Origin of the sequence: Desulfosediminicola sp., from assembly GCF_048381775.1 — a bacterium.
GTDB classification, from domain to species: Bacteria; Desulfobacterota; Desulfobulbia; order Desulfobulbales; family Desulfocapsaceae; genus Desulfopila; species Desulfopila ganghwensis.
The window spans coordinates 264,331-280,315 of the sequence record NZ_JBLXGE010000005.1 but is presented as its reverse complement, the minus strand read 5'-3'; the positions used below and the strand labels follow the sequence as shown (position 1 = coordinate 280,315).

At 48.0% G+C, this 15,985-nt stretch carries 14 protein-coding genes and 2 tRNA genes; 8 read left to right on the top strand and 8 right to left on the bottom strand.

The genetic code is table 11. The annotated features are described in order from the left end of the window. The first annotated feature begins 273 nt into the window (after positions 1 to 273). A complete protein-coding gene (locus ACN5NT_RS10595; RefSeq protein ID WP_136796375.1) occupies positions 274 to 690 on the top strand; it encodes a Spy/CpxP family protein refolding chaperone in 417 nt (138 codons plus the stop codon). A gap of 117 nt (positions 691 to 807) precedes the next feature. Here ACN5NT_RS10595 and ACN5NT_RS10590 read toward each other — a convergent pair whose 3' ends face one another. Next, entirely contained in the window at positions 808 to 1,974 is a 1,167-nt protein-coding gene (locus ACN5NT_RS10590) for an aldo/keto reductase (protein WP_419175417.1), read from the bottom strand. Positions 1,975 to 2,210: 236 nt separating this feature from the next. On the opposite strand from ACN5NT_RS10590, the gene gloB reads away from it, so the two are divergent. From gloB to ACN5NT_RS10565, 5 genes are all read left to right on the top strand, one after another. Then, positions 2,211 to 3,017 (top strand): hydroxyacylglutathione hydrolase, encoded by an 807-nt coding sequence (gene gloB / locus ACN5NT_RS10585; RefSeq protein WP_419175416.1) that lies wholly within the window; start codon positions 2,211 to 2,213, stop codon positions 3,015 to 3,017. Between the two features lie 221 nt (positions 3,018 to 3,238). After that, positions 3,239 to 4,210, top strand: coding sequence for an ABC transporter substrate-binding protein (locus ACN5NT_RS10580; RefSeq protein WP_136796378.1), 972 nt, complete (start codon positions 3,239 to 3,241; stop codon positions 4,208 to 4,210). A gap of 16 nt (positions 4,211 to 4,226) precedes the next feature. Further along, entirely contained in the window at positions 4,227 to 5,114 is an 888-nt protein-coding gene (locus ACN5NT_RS10575; protein ID WP_136796379.1) for an ABC transporter permease, read from the top strand. Next, entirely contained in the window at positions 5,111 to 5,905 is a 795-nt protein-coding gene (locus tag ACN5NT_RS10570) for an ABC transporter ATP-binding protein (RefSeq protein ID WP_136796380.1), read from the top strand. Before ACN5NT_RS10575 ends, ACN5NT_RS10570 begins: the two co-directional genes overlap by 4 nt. A gap of 406 nt (positions 5,906 to 6,311) precedes the next feature. Continuing rightward, positions 6,312 to 6,860, top strand: coding sequence for a DUF1456 family protein (locus ACN5NT_RS10565; protein ID WP_136796381.1), 549 nt, complete (start codon positions 6,312 to 6,314; stop codon positions 6,858 to 6,860). 140 nt (positions 6,861 to 7,000) lie between these two features. On the opposite strand, the gene ACN5NT_RS10560 is transcribed toward ACN5NT_RS10565, so the two are convergent. The 7 genes from ACN5NT_RS10560 to ACN5NT_RS10530 form a co-directional block, all read right to left on the bottom strand. Beyond that, a tRNA-Gly gene (locus tag ACN5NT_RS10560) sits at positions 7,001 to 7,075 on the bottom strand. A 195-nt stretch (positions 7,076 to 7,270) separates the two neighbouring features. After that, positions 7,271 to 7,345 (bottom strand) — tRNA-Gly (locus ACN5NT_RS10555). Between the two features lie 290 nt (positions 7,346 to 7,635). Further along, positions 7,636 to 8,115, bottom strand: a complete 480-nt coding sequence (locus tag ACN5NT_RS10550) for a DUF6653 family protein (RefSeq protein WP_419175415.1) — start codon at positions 8,113 to 8,115, stop codon at positions 7,636 to 7,638. Positions 8,116 to 8,207: 92 nt separating this feature from the next. After that, a complete protein-coding gene (locus ACN5NT_RS10545) occupies positions 8,208 to 8,495 on the bottom strand; it encodes a DUF1330 domain-containing protein (protein WP_419175414.1) in 288 nt (95 codons plus the stop codon). Between the two features lie 234 nt (positions 8,496 to 8,729). Next, positions 8,730 to 8,885, bottom strand: a complete 156-nt coding sequence (locus ACN5NT_RS10540) for a DUF1330 domain-containing protein (RefSeq protein WP_419175473.1) — start codon at positions 8,883 to 8,885, stop codon at positions 8,730 to 8,732. A 343-nt stretch (positions 8,886 to 9,228) separates the two neighbouring features. Next, positions 9,229 to 10,452, bottom strand: a complete 1,224-nt coding sequence (locus ACN5NT_RS10535) for an ATP-binding protein (protein ID WP_419175413.1) — start codon at positions 10,450 to 10,452, stop codon at positions 9,229 to 9,231. 26 nt (positions 10,453 to 10,478) lie between these two features. After that, a complete protein-coding gene (locus ACN5NT_RS10530) occupies positions 10,479 to 10,847 on the bottom strand; it encodes a response regulator (RefSeq protein ID WP_419175412.1) in 369 nt (122 codons plus the stop codon). A 1,502-nt stretch (positions 10,848 to 12,349) separates the two neighbouring features. On the opposite strand from ACN5NT_RS10530, the gene ACN5NT_RS10525 reads away from it, so the two are divergent. Then, positions 12,350 to 14,014: an ABC transporter substrate-binding protein gene (locus tag ACN5NT_RS10525; protein WP_419175411.1), complete on the top strand. Its 1,665-nt coding sequence runs from the start codon at positions 12,350 to 12,352 to the stop codon at positions 14,012 to 14,014. Between the two features lie 26 nt (positions 14,015 to 14,040). Beyond that, complete coding sequence (locus ACN5NT_RS10520; protein ID WP_419175410.1) at positions 14,041 to 15,966, top strand: ATP-binding protein; 1,926 nt, start codon at positions 14,041 to 14,043, stop codon at positions 15,964 to 15,966. Positions 15,967 to 15,985: the final 19 nt, after the last annotated feature.

The following is a 15,985-nucleotide window of genomic DNA, read 5'->3' as shown; positions in this document are numbered from 1 at the left end:
CTGTTTGTATTTCAACCATATGACCGGAAAAAAAGTATTCACCAGCCGGATGCGGGTGGGTAATAATTATACAGCAGCAAGGGGCTGGCAGACTGGCACGGATAGTGTTTTGAATTATAAACAACAATATATTAGTTAGTTAGTCTCTTTGTGGTCGATGTGGCACATGACTTGCTTTATATTCTGCAAGAAGTGAAAAGGCAATGTCAAGCCAGTTGATCGCATTATGCATCAACTGAGAGAAAGACAAATTATGTTGCAAGGAGTCAGGTTATGAAAAAGAAAATAATTGCAGCGGTTCTGGTATCCGGGTTGGCAGTTTCTACAGTGGCAATGGCAGGTTGGGGTCGAGGTGGTGGAAATCCGGCTGGTTGTTACTGTGGTCAGCAGGGCGGTTACTATCAGCAGTTAGATCCAGCCACTCAAGAGAAGCTTGATGCTTTCTACAACGATACCGCAGATCTCCGCAAACAGATGGTCATGAAGCAGGCAGAGCATCGTGCGCTGCTTAACAGTGATAACCCCGATCCCGCGGCGGCGAGCAAACTGGCAGGCGAGCTTTTTGATCTGCGCACCAGTATAACAGAAAAAGCCGAGGCTGCCGGAGTTGACCAGTACGTAGGACCACGAGGCCCTAGAGGCGGCGGAATGGGCAGAGGCATGATGGGCGGTGGTGGCAACCGCTTCTAGATTCAGCAGATAAGCATTCTTTCTTCTCCTCCCCTAAAACCCCCCAGGTGACCCTCCCTTCACCTGGGGGGTTTTGTTTTCAGCCATGATGTTCATATGGGGAGTTCAGGTAGGTTCTCACCCGTTTTTGAGAAGTGCATGAGCATTATGCAGTTGTTCAAGAAACAACTCGGTTATTGCGGGATACTTTTGCTGGATTTCCTCAAAATTAACAGCTTTTATAAATGAGGCATCATTGCCCTGAACCCAGGCACTGCCATTGTTCAGCATCCCATAGCGTGTGCGGGAAAATTCCTCTAAATCCCAGCCACGGCGCAGGTTGTAGAGCCAATGGATAAAGCGCAGATTGATTGTGCCCGGGCAGTTTTTCCAATGGGGCAGTTCATCCCAGTTTGCTTCAGGGCGTCTATGACCGGTTTTCTCTACCATTCTTTCTTCAAGTTTTCGGATGATATCGAGCACCAGTGGTGTCCGCTCAGTGGTGTCCGCTGCCTTGAGATGTTCGTCGAAATCGCTTGTTCTGCTCGCGCCTACACTGATACTGGTGACTCCTGGCTGGCTGAGGCAATAGCTGTCATTGAACAGAATAGGTGAGATTGGTTCACAGAGCGTTTTTAGCGTCTCAGGCGGGTTGTGCAGCATACCACCCTTGTCGGTTGGGCTGATGATGTAGACTCCCAGGTCGCGTTTTGCCGCGCGCTCTATAGCTGGCTGATTAACGTTATAAATATAGTACCAGTGCAGGTTGACGAAATCGAAGCCGCCGTCTTGCTCATGGTTGATAGCCTCCAGGATAACGTCAAGCGGGCCATGGCCGGAAAAGCCAATATGCAGGGCTTTTCCCTGTTGCTGCAGCTTCCTGGCTGCAGCAAGGCAGCCGCCTGGCCGGCAGCTTTGCCAGAGTGACTGGTGGTCGTTTATGCCGTGGATGGCAAGTAACTCGACATGCTTCACCTGGAGTCTCGCTAGGGAGTCGTGGAAGTTGGCCGTAAATTCTTCCGGGTCATCTGTGGGGCCGATTTTGGTCTGCAGAATATATTTGTCACGTTGAAATTTCGGCAAAACCAGACCTAATTGTCTCTCCGATGAGCCATACCCGCGGGCTGTCTCGAAATGGTTTATACCATGGGAGAGTGCAGTGCGGACAATAGATTCAAGTGTTGTAGTAGAGTCTTCTGGTATCTGGTTGAAATTGGTGTCTGTCCAGCTGTGCATTGAGCGCATGCAGCCAAAACTTATGACCGGCATTTGTAGCTCTGTCTTGCCAAAACGTCTGTAGCGCATTGTCTTTCCTTGCAGTATTTCAGGTGAATAACGGTACTGCCTGTTGTCCCTTGATCCTGTATAGTTGGGAATATCAGCCTCAGTAAATTATGCAGGGTACGTAGCTGAAGGTGTTTTTCCACAGGGGACGAATATTGATTATCAGATTTTCAGGCTATTGATAGCCCATGACTATAACCAAAAATCGTCAAAGGGCAAAAGAAACTGCTCCAGGCTCAAGGAGGACCAGCGTACCAATGACTTTAGATAATGTAATTGAAAGCGATGAAATGAAGGTCAGAACTATCTGCTGTGGCTATGATAATTTCAGTTATCTGCTGATCTGCAAGGCAACGGGCGAGGCGGCGGTAATTGACCCTACAGAGGCCTATCCAGTCTGGCGGGAGGTTGAGGCGAGTGGGGTACGGTTGGTCGCGGCACTCTGCACCCATCATCACAATGATCATATAGCAGGGCTGGAAGATTTGCTGGCTGAGCAACCCGGGCTTGCCGTTTACGGTTTTGAGAATGAGGCATTGCGTATTGCACATTTGACAAGGCAATTAAAAGACGGCGACAGCCTCACCATAGGCAAACTGAGTGGCAGGGCTCTGCATACGCCCGGGCATACTACCGGCAGTATCTGTTATCTGTTCGGTGACAGGCTCTTCACAGGTGACACTCTGTTCGGTGGCGGTTGTGGCCGCCTTTTTGAAGGTACAGCCGAACAGATGTACGTTTCGCTCAATAATGTAATCGGTGCATTGCCTGATGACACGCTGCTCTACTTCGGCCATGAATACACGGAGCAGAATCTGAGGTTCGCAGCCCAGGTTGAGCAATCTAACCGGGAGATAACCAGGCGCCTTGAAGGAGTGCAGCAGGCCAAAATCTCCGGCCGGCATTCGACTCCCTCATCACTTGGGACTGAAAAAGCGACCAATCCTTTTTTGCGTTGCAAAAGTGATGCGATTCGCAAACCGTTTTCGGAGGCTGGTTCAACTGCATCGGGAGCAGAAATTTTTTCCCTGCTCAGAACCATGCGGAATAGCTTTAAAGGCTGATGTATCAGCGCGTGAATACATGTTTTGTTGCGGTAAATTGGGCTTTTGTCAGCGATTGTGAAAAGATTTTGGGTAAATGGAACATTGCCAAAAAGACAATAATGGTATAGATGTTCGGCGTTAAAAACATCATCGTCAATGGCAGAGAAAGTTGTGATTGTCGAGGATGTTTTCCGGATATTTACGGCAGATTTTTATGATTACCTGACGGAGGAGAAGATATGAAGCGGATTATGTTCGCGGCCCTGGCCATGGTTGCCATATGCGGCCTTGCGGCGCAGAGTGTCAGCGCCCAGACCTACACAATTTCAGTTAACCAGTTTGTTGAGCATCCAGCTCTGGACGCGGTATTGAAGGGTTTTCAGGATTACCTGAAAGAAAATAATATTGATGTGGAATACAACGTTCATAATGCTCAGGCCAATATGGGAACTGCAACTCAGATCGCCCAGCAGATGATCGGTGAAAATCCTGATCTCCTTATGGCAATTGCTACCCCTTCTGCCCAGGCTGTTGCTCAGGCGAATGCCAAGGCTCCTGAGAACATGAAACGGCCATATCTTTTCACCGCGGTTACCGATCCGGTTGCAGCTGGTCTGGTAAAAGATATTGAGCATCCGGGCGGATTGACCACCGGTGTTTCCGATCTGCTGCCGCTCGATAAGCATATCGAGATGGTTCTCACCTATATGCCGAACCTGAAAAAGCTCGGTATCCTCTACAACGCAGGTGAGGCAAACTCCAAGGCCAATGTGGCAGGCATCAAGGAACTTGGCGAGAAGATGGGTTTTGAGGTGGTTGAAGCAACTGCCGCCAAGACCGCAGATGTCTACCAGGCTGCAAAAAGTCTGATAGGCAAGGTTGACGCGATATTCATCCCGACTGACAATACTATTATCTCGGCACTTGAGTCTGTGTTGAAAATTGGTATTCAGAACAAGCTGCCCATCTTCTGTGCTGACACCGACTCTGTTGAGCGTGGTGCGATTGCGGCCATGGGCTTTGATTACTACAAGCATGGCTACCAGACAGGTGCTGTTGCCCAGCGTATCCTCGGCGGTGAGAAGCCGGCCGACATCCCGGTGGAGTTCCAGAAAGATCTCCAGCTGCACATCAATACGAAAGCTTCCGCACAGATGGGTGTAACCCCACCTGAGGCACTGCTGCAGAAAGCGACCAAGATTTACGAATAGTGAGCGGTACTGAAATATGACAATTTATGCAGCACTTGGTGCCGTAGAGCAGGGACTGGTCTACGGCATCATGGTTATCGGGGTGTACCTGACTTTCAGGATTCTCGATTTCCCTGATTTGACTGTCGATGGCAGCCTGCCGCTGGGGGCCTCTATCTCAGCGGTGGCTATCACCAGTGGCCTGAACCCTTACCTGTCTCTGCTTCTGGCAGTGGCAGGCGGTTTTCTGGCCGGTATGATTACCGCAGTCTTGAATACCAAGTTCAAGATTTTGCATCTGCTGGCTTCTATCCTCACCATGATTGCCCTCTACTCGATCAATATCCGCATCATGAGCGGGCCGAATGTGGCCCTGCTTGGTGCCGATACCGTTTTTGATCCGGTAATTGCCATGGGGGTTCCTTCTCAATACGCAGGAATTCTGGTCTTCGGGCTGTTTGCCGTGTTGGTTGTGAGCTTTATCGTCTGGTTCCTCGGCACCGAGCTGGGGCAGGCTGTACTGGCAACGGGCGACAATCCCCAGATGATCACCAGTCTTGGTGTAAACACCCATACCATCATCATCCTCGGTGTCGGCATGTCAAATGCCCTGGTGGCGCTTTCCGGTGCCCTGGTGGCCCAGAATCAGGGTGCGGCTGATGTGGGGATGGGTATTGGTACCATTATCGCCGGCCTGGCCTCGGTTATCATTGGTGAGACGGTATTTGGTTGCAAAACCATCCTGCGTGCGTTTATTGCGGCCCTGCTTGGCTCTGTGCTGTATCGACTGGTGATTGCCATGGCACTCGGCGTCGAGTTTGGTTCATTTAAGTTCAATCCCAGTGATCTCAACCTTATTACCGCTCTGCTGGTAATTTGTGCGTTGATTACCCCCCAAATCAAGAAGAGACTTATCGAGCGGTGATTTCCTTACAAAACATTCAGAAATACTTCCATAAGGGGAGTGTCAACGAGGTATTTGCCCTCAACAACATCAATCTTGAGATTGAAGAGGGTGATTTTATCACGGTGATTGGTTCCAACGGTGCGGGAAAGTCGACGCTTTTAAACTGTATTGCCGGTTCTTTTTTTCCTGACTCAGGCTCCATCACCATTAACAACTCCGACGTGACCGCTTGGCCCGAATATAAGCGGGCAAAGTTTATTTCCCGTGTTTTTCAGGATCCACTGCTCGGTACCTGTCCTTCTGCCACCATTATGCAGAATATGGCGCTGGCAGTTCGCCGCGGCATGAAACGTGGCCTGGCACCGGGAGTGAAAAAGAAAGATAAGGTGATGTTTCGCGAACAACTCGCCCATCTTGGCCTCGGCCTTGAAGAGAGATTGTTGGATACAGTTGGCCTGCTCTCGGGTGGCCAGCGCCAGGCGCTGACCATGCTGATGGCCACCATGATCAGGCCGGACGTGCTGTTGCTCGATGAGCATATTGCCGCCCTCGACCCGAAAACCGCCAATCAGATCCTCAACCTGACCCGGGATATCGTGCGTGAGCAGAACCTCACCACCCTGATGATTACCCACAATATGAAACACGCCATCGGCTTCGGCAACAGGCTGATCATGCTGCATCAGGGCAGAATAATTCTCGACCTTAAAGGCAAGGAGAAGGAGAATCTTACCGTTAAGGATCTGCTTACCAAATTTTACCAGTCGCAGGGGGAGGAGCTGGCTAACGACTCTCTCCTCCTCGGGTAAATCTGCAGCGAGTCGATCAGGCCGCTCTTCTTCGTCGCTTTTGAGACCCACACACTAAAAGTGTAGTGGATCTCAAGTTTCTAGCTGGGAGGCGCTTTTTCAGGGCTGCTTTGCATATCGTGGTACAGCCCCTGTATTGATTTTATCCCCGTTCGGTGCGTATAACTAAAAGAGCACCTGACGGGGATTTTTTTATGCTTTGTGGGTGAAGATGATCTATTTTCATAAAATCGGTGCAAGTGATTATCGTTGCGGCTATAGTGTGCTGCCTGAAATTGGGATGAGAACTTTGAAATAACGCACACAGGCCGGCTTAACCATTTTGGGTTGGTACGGTGAGTGCTGATAAATAAAGAGTATTACGCACCAGGATTGGTGCGGCAGCTTGTGAAGACCGGAGGTAATTGTGGATAATAACGATGTATTACGGCGTGTACGCTATATACTTGATCTTGAAGATGACAAAATGATAGCGACCTTTGCGGCAGCTGATTGCAGGGTGTCGCGGACGCGTCTCAGCAACTGGCTCAAACGGGATGATGATCCTGCCTTCAAGCATATAGATGACAAGCATCTTGCAATTTTCCTCAATGGTCTGATCACCAGGATTCGCGGCAAGCGTGAGGGGGAGCAACCTGCTCCGGAGGACCGCCTCGACAACAATATTATCCTCAGAAAGCTGAAAATTGCCTTTGACTTGCGCGATGATGAAATTCTTGAGATTGTCGCACTGGCTGGTTTTGCCTTGGGTAAATCGGAATTGAGCGCTTTTTTCAGGAGCAGGGGACACAAGAATTACCGGGCCTGCAAGGATCAGATTCTCCGCTATTTCCTGCTCGGACTCCAGGCTAAGTATCGTGATAATGTACTCAAGCGGGTCAAAGAGGCGGAGAAACAGAAACGTCAGGGGGTCAAGTTGCCATCCGGAGTGATGGTGCGACGCAAGAACGGATAATCCCCGGTTTCTGACTGGATACCCAGGGATTTTGAACCGCTGATCGGCTTGGGCCGGTTGGCGGTTTTTTTTGAAGTGAGGAGTGATGAGGGCAAGGCAAAAAAAAACGGTCTTCAAAAAATGAAGACCGTTTTTATATATGGAGCGGGAAACGAGATTCGAACTCGCGACGTCAACCTTGGCAAGGTTGCACTCTACCACTGAGTTATTCCCGCAAATGCGTTGTTGGAGAAGGACTATTTACCAAAACCCTTGTTTGAAGTCAAGCTTCTATTTTAAGAATTTCGGTACCTGATATACTCAGGTTACGTAGTCATTCTATTGGCCGGTTTGATCCGGCCTTGTGTTTGCAATCAGCATTTTGAGAGAAAAAAGCGACTTCCAAAAATTTGAAAGCCGCTTTTTATATATGGAGCGGGAAACGAGATTCGAACTCGCGACGTCAACCTTGGCAAGGTTGCACTCTACCACTGAGTTATTCCCGCAAATGCTGCGCTGCAGTGAGGCGATTATTTACCAAAAGCGGTGGAGAGGGTCAACACCTTTTTTGCTCTTTTTTAGATTTTTTCAGAGTGGATTTTCGATGTGACGGAAATTGCGTCGAAAAGTCAATTGTCGCATAAATCACCATGCAATAGCGGATGATACCTGACCTTTCTCCCTGTGATATAACCTCGACCTTCTAATTTTGTTCCCCATCACCTCTACAGCAGGTTACCTGCAAATTCGAGTTGTTAAAAATCGTATCTTTTCTTTTATTCGGCTGAAATCACGTTCAAGGTTTCAGCCACTCCCTGAACTCCGGTTCTGTATCTTTCATATCTTCGTAAATCCAGACCATGCGGTCGACAAACCAGACCTTGGGGTAGATGGTTACCATGTTGCCGAGGGCTATCAGCAGTAGTTGGTTGGTATACAGTCCGTATATGAGAGCAGGTAACCCCAGCCCGGCGAGCACTGAAAGGATATAGGCTATCCGGATATGATGGCCGGGGATTGTCAGTTTTTTGCGTCTGAGAAAAATTCTCTCTCCAAATGTACCCTTTGAGGCCCAATTATTGGTTGAGGTTGGCGGTGGAAAGGCTCTGGGGTTGTACCATATCCAGAATAATGAGAGAGAAATTGGAATGAGCGACCAGAGTCCGAGATACTCACGCGACCAAATTGCCAGCGACAGCAGCGGCAGGCAACTGAAGCGGGTGTAGACACTCATCGGGTTTGAATGTCTTGCCCAGGCTTTCTCATCCATTGTCATTAGTTTCTCTGCCGACTTAAACATATTCATTCAGTTCCGGTTGATCTGTCGGGGTGGGGGCGCTGGTTGTCGTATTAAAGGATAGTCAATACTTACCCTTCAAGAATAAAAAGCGTACATTCAGCATTATCTAGACGCATTTGCTTTACCGGTGCATATTCCTCGGAATCAATAAAGGTCTGGGCACTTTCCACATCAGGAAATTCGACGATTACAATACGGGTAGGACTCCAGAGTTCGCTCTGGTGGATCTCCATGGCTCCGCCACGAGCCCGGTAAACACCGCCGAATTTCTCGACGATGGGCCTGGCAAGTTTCTTGTACTCTTCGTAGGCTTCAGGGTTGTTGATTTTGGTGTCAACCACTAAAAATGCGCTCATAGTTCCTCCGTAAGAAGTAAGATAATGCGATTATATGGTACTATTTTCCATCCGATAGCGTTTGAGTTATTGGAGTTTTGTATTACAAGGCAAGATCTTCGTTGACCACTATTACTTTTATCCCGCCTTTTGGATAAGACTTATTTTTTATTGTCAACCTATTGCAGATTCGATCCGGACTTTTGCAGTTATGGCAGCGGCCGATTTTAACACAGGGCGAAGAACAGCCACACATTATTTTGAATGGCCTCCCCACCCCTCGATGAGGCGTATATCCCTGATCAATCCACCCTGGAGGGCTGCAACGGCCTTCTGGTAGGCATCGCTGTTGTGGTGAGCCAATGCAGCTTCAAAGCTCACCAACTCGACAATTATCGATCGTTCTTCAATAGCACATTCCAGAAGAGGAGCGGGGGGAGTATCAGGTGATCAGGATAGATGCCCGAAAGAATGGAACAGAAAAAACAGAAAAGTAACTCGATTCGATCTTGATAGCCTTAACCAGCCAGGTGCTAAAAGAGAAAAGAGATTTATAAAGCCATATGCAATCCAGATCTCTCTAAATGATCTGCTGGTTAAGATGTTTCCTGAGTATACGCAACAGAATCCATCAGAAGAATTTAGGATGCTATTTTCTTCGACAACTCAAGCTAAGTAACTGCTCCTGGAAAAAAGTGGAGGTCTCAGCCAAGTTTATATAGGAAGGCATAGTATCGGATATCTTCTACACCACTCAGAGACTCACGCAATTGACAAGAGAATCCTCTATCAGAGGCAGGTATACAGTGAAGCTAGATCCCTTACCAACCTCGCTTTGAACAGAGATGTTTCCCCCTTGATCCTGGATAATCTGGTTGATCAAAGCCAAGCCCAACCCGGTTCCGCCATTTTTGCGCTTGGTTGTAAAGTACGGATCAAAAATCCGCTCTATATCAGCCTCCTCAATACCATCACCGTTATCACTCACAGTTAGGCAGAAGTAGTCTCCGAATAGCGATTTCACCTGTTCAACGTGTTTTGTCCGTTCAATTCGCGCCCGGGTTAAGCTGATGTGAACGACGCCTTTTCGGCCCCTCATGGCGTCCGCCGCATTCAAGCATAAATTCATCAGTATCTGATAGAGCTTAGTGGGCTCCAGCTGAATCCTTTCATTATCAATGTTAATTTCCTGACAAAGTTTGATGTTTGGTGGCAGAGCCGCCTGAATAAATTCCAACACCTCCCTCATGAGAGGTGTTAACATGACAGGCTTATTATTGTTTTCGCCAGTACGACTGAAGGAGAGTATCTGTGCTACAAGGTCTTTTGCTCGACCTGAAGCCTTTAACGCCTGGCTGAGATTTGCACGTATATTTGGTGTAATATGTTTGTCAACCATCGACATCTGCAGACAACCATTGATAACGAAGAGAACATTATTAAAATCGTGAGCAATACCGCTGGCCAGGTTACCCAAGGCTTCCATTTTATGAGCTTGCTGTAACCTTTCCATCAGGTACTGGTTCTTCTCTTCCAGGCTTCGATTCAACTCAATCAACTGATCAGCTTCGCTGGCCTGCCGGCTGATAACACCGCCGCCATTTCTCAAGGTATAATCGTCAACTGCTGTCTTGATAATCCGCTTCAACTCCATCTCATCCCAGGGTTTAAAGATAAGGTTGTAGATGTGCCCCTTGTTGACAGCATTCAGGATTATGTTCATCTCCTGGTAAGCGGTCATGAGGATGCGGATGGTAGCTGGCCACTGATGTTTTATCTTCTCCAGGAAATCGGTGCCGCACATTTCAGGCATGCGATGATCTGAGACAACTACGGCGAAATCAATTTCATCCATGAGTTTCAAGGCTTCCTGTGGTGTTTTGCACGTCAAGCAGCCATAAGGTTCATCAGAAAAAGTCCACTCCAGAGCGTCGAGTATTGATGAGTCGTCGTCAACGAACAGTATATTGCTTTGCATGGTTATCTGTTTCTCTTACTTTCTCATTAGTGCAGTACAACAGCGGCAATATCTTCCACTTCGTCCACATCAAGGGGTTTTTGCAGGTATTTGTACACACCGTACTCGTAGGCCAGCTCTTTGTATTGCTCCTGCGGTAATGCGGTAACGACGACGATGACAGTCGATAAATTTCTCGCTGCCAGATTTTTCAACAGTTCCAAACCATTCATCCGCGGCATTTTTAAATCCAGGAACATCAGGCAAGGCTGGTGCCGATCCAGATATTCCAATGCATCGACACCGTTGTTCACCATATGCAGTGGATAGTCATCGCCCAGCATGGCATCGAAAGAATCCAAAATACCTTGGTCATCATCTACGACAAAGATTGACTCGTTTTGTATTGTTTCCATCTCATACTCCAATTTTATAACTCTGATTGCGTCAAGGTATTCAGGCATGACGGCCCTGAAATCACTTTGTAAACAGCTTCACTGCTACGACTGGAATTTTGCAAATATGGTGCCAACACAATTGACTGCATAATCAGCAAAGCACGGATGGATCTTTAAAGAGACCTGGCTTGAAATGTTATTTCAGTATTCTAGTACCTTATATCTTGTTCGTTGCACTCACCCAGCCGATCAAATTCTTCCAAATCCAGCCTGCCTCCAATAAGAAACCGGTCCATCGGTCCTTATTCGCTGCACATTTTTATGTGCACAGCACAGGAATGTGTGCATATTGCGTTTATCGACGCTAATTCAGAGTCTTAAGCACGCATCTCTTAGATGACTCACACTACTGTGTTCAATCTCCCAAATCTGTTCGAACCTTGGCGTTACACAATAATAACACGCACATACAACCATTTGCCCGGATGTTCGGGGGCGGGAGTAATTGGCATGGACATTGCTTTAATGGGATGCAAAGACGAGAAATTCCATTCTTGAGTTCGAATGGGGAATACCTGATAACAACAGTTGCATCAAGAAAACTCAGAAAGAGGAAATGAAGATGAAAAAAGTAATGATCCAGCTCTTTATCGTTAGTGTTGCAGTTGCCAGCTATGCCTTACCTGCTTTGGCAAGGGGTGGAGCCGGATTCTGATTTGAGATAGAAATACCTCATCATACTTTCGGAACCACAGTGACTTTTGCTCGGAGCAGCCATCAATGAAGATCTGTCCCAGCACTATGCCACCTTTATCGAATTGATAAATCAGCAACATCGAGAAAACTCAGCAGGAGAAAATGAGAATGAAAAAAGTAATGATTCAGCTTTTTATCGTCAGTGTTGCAGTTGCAAGTTATGCTTTACCAGTTTTAGCACGTGGTGGAGCCGGATTCTGATTTGAGATAGAAATATCCAATTAGATTTGTGTAACCACCGTGATTTTTATACTAAGCATGCTATGAATCATAGCCAGCTTTCGGCATCATGGTCCCTTGCCGCCTGGGTCAACATTATTGGCCTGGGCGGGGCAGGGAATGACACAGAATCACCTGCTGTATCTCGTGCCTAACGTGTTGGAGTCGCACTGGTGGGGTTGGTAAGGAACCTGTAGTGCTTCAGTGATGATATCCTCTTGTTTGACCGAATAATGATGTGAAAAATACGGTAGTAGCCTTCACGCCACCTCGCCCTTTAAGGGTTCTTCTTAACGTTATGTCCCCTACCCTGTAGAGCTGTTGCTGCTGTTGTACATCCAGCTACATCTTTAAGCCTATCCTGGTTTTCAGGTCTACGCATATCCCCCTCCGCTCAAATAGTGCCAGAAAACGCATAATGGTCAGGGGCAACAATAACAGATACCCCAACTACTACTTTTTACCATCAGTCACATAAAGCTATTACATTACAATGTATAATCTGATATCCTACAGCCCTATTTATAATCGAGGGAGGGGGTTGAATGGGTTCGTACCGATTTCCGAGGCTGATGTTTATCTGCATCGGCTTCCTTGTTCTATTCTTTATCAGTTCATGTGAGCAGTCAGCTGAAAAAAAGGCAGGAACGATAAATACCGCCGGCCAAGGTGAAAAACAGGTAACAAAGGGAGGCACGTACCACGCACCTTTGTTGAATAGCCCTGCCACCCTTGACCCTGCTTATGTGCAGGATCAATATGGCACAGCGGTGGTCCAGCAGCTTTTTGACGGCCTGGTTCGTTTCGACCCTTATCTCCTGGTGCTTCCGGCCCTGGCTGAAACCTGGCAGGTGGAAGAGCAAGGCAAAAGCTACAGATTTACCCTTCAGAAAAGTGCCCATTTCCATAATGGTGAACAGGTCACTGCCGAAGATGTTATCTTTTCTCTCAGTCGCCTCCTAAGAGTTACACCTTCTCCTGCGACGTTACCTCACCTGCTCAAAATACAAGGGGCACAAGCATATCACGACCACCAGACTGAGGTTGTAGCTGGATTACAGGCTATCGATGAGCACACCGTATTAATACAGCTCGAAGAACCCCATGCCCCATTTCTTACAGCTTTGGGCATGTACCAGGCCAAAATTGTCCCCAAAGCAGTAGTACTCAAGTCAGAAGAGGAGTTTGGTCGAAATCCGGTGGGCAGTGGGCCGTTTCGATTTGTCTCATGGGAGCCGGACAAACGCATCCGGTTGGAGCGTTATTCAGACCATTTTGCAGGGGAGGCCCTCCTGGATGGGGTGGAGTATAAGATTTACCCCGGGGTGGAAATTGATCAAATACTCACTGATTTTCAAAATGGTGAACTTGATGAAATGATTGTTCTGGGCAGTATACGGAAGAAACTGTCTTCACAAAAAGATCTCCAGTGGTTTCACCGGCCCGCCCTGAGTCTAATGTTCTACGGTCTCAAGGTTGATCACCCCAATCTGAATAATCCTGAATTCCGCAGGAAACTTTCTGCAGCAATCGATCGTGAAAAATTACTCAATGAGGTCTATGGTGGTCAGTTCGAACCGGCTGAGAGGATTCTGCCGCCCGTTATGCCAGGTGTGAGTCAGGAAAGTAAGCAATCAGGTACCGGTGCAACCCACGTGACCAGTTCGACAACCACCAGTAGCACCTTGAAAGAAAAAAACGGGGACACTATCTCTGTTGAAATTGTTTCTGGCTCGCAGTCCGCCTATGCGCAGGCCGAGCTGAGTTTTGTCCGTCAGGCATGGGCTGAATTGGGAATCGACTTAACAATAAAATACATCACCGACTGGTCTCAGTTCGAAAAATATATCAATTCTGATAAGGTGCAGATTTTTCGTTACGCCTGGTTTGCAGATATGCCGGACCCGGACAGTTTTTTGGATCCGCTTTTCGCATCCAATTCTCCGGCCAACTTCATGGGATTCAAGGATGAAAAGGTAAACCGCCTGCTTTTGTCTGCCCGAGGAGAGAGCGACCCTGCTGAACGAACAGCAATGTACCGTGAAATAGAAGCGTTGATAATGGAATCTACGCCCATTATCCCATTAATTTATCCGAGTGTTGACCGGGTTTATACGTCCCGTGTTCAGGGCGCCCAGCCAAGTGCCTTAGGAGCTGATTACATGCCTCTGCATCGGGTCTGGATAAAGAACGATGCCTCAACTCAGTAGTTACATGTTCGATCAGCATTATTATCATGCAAAACTGGCCACTCCAGCTTCGACTGTTCCGCAAACCCCGCTTTATTCCGCTTCGGTATCGAGTTGTTCTGGCCAGTGCCGGCATGCTTATCCTGCTTCTTGGAGTTCTCCTTCTTACGCTGGTGTGGTTTCAGAATCGCAGCATCCGTCATCAGTTGGAGCAACGCGGAAAAGCTATTGCCCAAAGTCTTGTGGCCACCTCTACCAAGGCACTGCTCAATTACGACTATATAACCCTAGAACAATTCGCCAATCGGGCGGCTCAAGACCCAAATATCCTCTACGTTGTTGTACATGACAAAGAGCACCGTGTAGCTGGTTTTAGTAATCGGCCGGAACTTCAGGGGCAAAAGTTAACCGATGCGATCAGCCTCGATGCAGTTGCTACCACCTTCCCGCTGGTCCAAAGATTTGAGGAGGGGTTCGGCTCACAGCCTGGGCTGGATGTGGCCCTGCCTGTTTTTCTGCCGGATTCGACGAACCGATGGGGAACCATACGGGTTGGGTTATCCCTGACGTCCATGTATCGACAAATACGCCAGACGATCTGGATAATTGCAGGAATCGGCATGGTAGCATTGTTTACAGGAACCATAATATCCGTGCTGGGCGCCCAGCGGGTGACCCGGTCATTGGGTGAACTGGTATGGGCTACCAAGGATGTTGCCGAGGGGAATTTCACCTATAAGGTAGGTGTTAAAACCGGAGATGAAGTTGAAGTGCTGGCAGCCAATTTTGCTGTAATGACCAAGGAAATCCTGGAACACCAGGAAAGGCAGGGGGAGCAACTTAAAGAGATACAGCGACTCCAGGACTACACTGAAAAGTTGATGATTACCATGGCCGATGGTCTGTTGTCGGTGGATATGAAAGGGACTGTTGTAACCATTAATCCTGCGGCCAGGACGCTCCTGGGACTCTCGTCCGTCAATGGGGTTGAGGGAAAAAACATTGCAGCCATCCTCGGTGAATCCTGCCAGCTTGTTTCGCTGGTGCAGAAGATCATTCATCAGTCGGCCGCAGTTGCTCACCGGGAGATTGAAATTACAAAAGAGCCAGAAAGTCAAACAATCCTGGTTGGTTCCAGTATTTTGCATGGTGACCAGGGACAACCCCTCGAGATTATTCTGAACCTGCACGACATCACCGAGCTCAAGAAACTTGAAGCCCGTATTCGCCAATCAGAGCGGTTGGCAGGATTAGGCACATTAGCTGCAGGTATGGCCCATGAGATTAGGAATCCGCTATCGGCCATCAAGACATTTGTTCAATTGCTTCCCCGTAAGGTCGACAAACCCGGATTTCTGGAGAAATTCAATCGAACGGTTCCAAGGGAGACAGAGCGGATAAACTTTCTGGTTGATGAACTCCTGGAACTCTCTCGATTGCCCAGGTATGAATTCGCTGCAACCGATATCAACGGATTATTGAGACAGGCAATTGATACAACGGAAGAAGAGTTACAGCGCTGCAATATTGAATACCAGCAGGACCTGCAAGATAAACTGCCCCCTGTACAGGCCGATTCGAACCAACTTATTAAAGCGTTTAACAATTTGATTCGAAATGCAATCCAGGCTATGCCCACCGGAGGTCAATTGACAATCAGAACATTTATTGCCGAATCAACCGATTCGGGAAAAAGGGCAAGCGGAAACACAGACAGTAAGGTCGTGATAATTTTCCAGGATACTGGCCAGGGGATAGCCTCGAAGGAACTCAAGCAGATTTTCAATCCATTTTTTACCACCAAAGACGCCGGTACCGGCCTTGGACTGGCTATAACACATAAGGTGGTTACCGAACATGGGGGGCTGATCGAAGCGGAAAGTAAAAAGGAACAAGGCACCATGTTCACCATCCAGCTGCCCCTGGATGATACGATCTCTGTTCAGGCAGTATCCAGTCTGGAATTGATATAGGTATTTCCAGGCTGCCGGA

Bases quoted from the DNA above. Each gene is read 5' to 3' on its own strand.
- gloB (WP_419175416.1), top strand. From the start codon at position 2,211: ATGACTTTAGATAATGTAATTGAAAGCGATGAAATGAAGGTCAGAACT.
- ACN5NT_RS10550 (WP_419175415.1), bottom strand. From the start codon at position 8,115: ATGACAATGGATGAGAAAGCCTGGGCAAGACATTCAAACCCGATGAGT.
- ACN5NT_RS10580 (WP_136796378.1), top strand. From the start codon at position 3,239: ATGAAGCGGATTATGTTCGCGGCCCTGGCCATGGTTGCCATATGCGGC.
- ACN5NT_RS10520 (WP_419175410.1), top strand. From the start codon at position 14,041: ATGCAAAACTGGCCACTCCAGCTTCGACTGTTCCGCAAACCCCGCTTT.
- ACN5NT_RS10575 (WP_136796379.1), top strand. From the start codon at position 4,227: ATGACAATTTATGCAGCACTTGGTGCCGTAGAGCAGGGACTGGTCTAC.
- ACN5NT_RS10590 (WP_419175417.1), bottom strand. From the start codon at position 1,974: ATGCGCTACAGACGTTTTGGCAAGACAGAGCTACAAATGCCGGTCATA.
- ACN5NT_RS10525 (WP_419175411.1), top strand. From the start codon at position 12,350: ATGGGTTCGTACCGATTTCCGAGGCTGATGTTTATCTGCATCGGCTTC.
- ACN5NT_RS10595 (WP_136796375.1), top strand. From the start codon at position 274: ATGAAAAAGAAAATAATTGCAGCGGTTCTGGTATCCGGGTTGGCAGTT.
- ACN5NT_RS10535 (WP_419175413.1), bottom strand. From the start codon at position 10,452: ATGCAAAGCAATATACTGTTCGTTGACGACGACTCATCAATACTCGAC.
- ACN5NT_RS10530 (WP_419175412.1), bottom strand. From the start codon at position 10,847: ATGGAAACAATACAAAACGAGTCAATCTTTGTCGTAGATGATGACCAA.
- ACN5NT_RS10545 (WP_419175414.1), bottom strand. From the start codon at position 8,495: ATGAGCGCATTTTTAGTGGTTGACACCAAAATCAACAACCCTGAAGCC.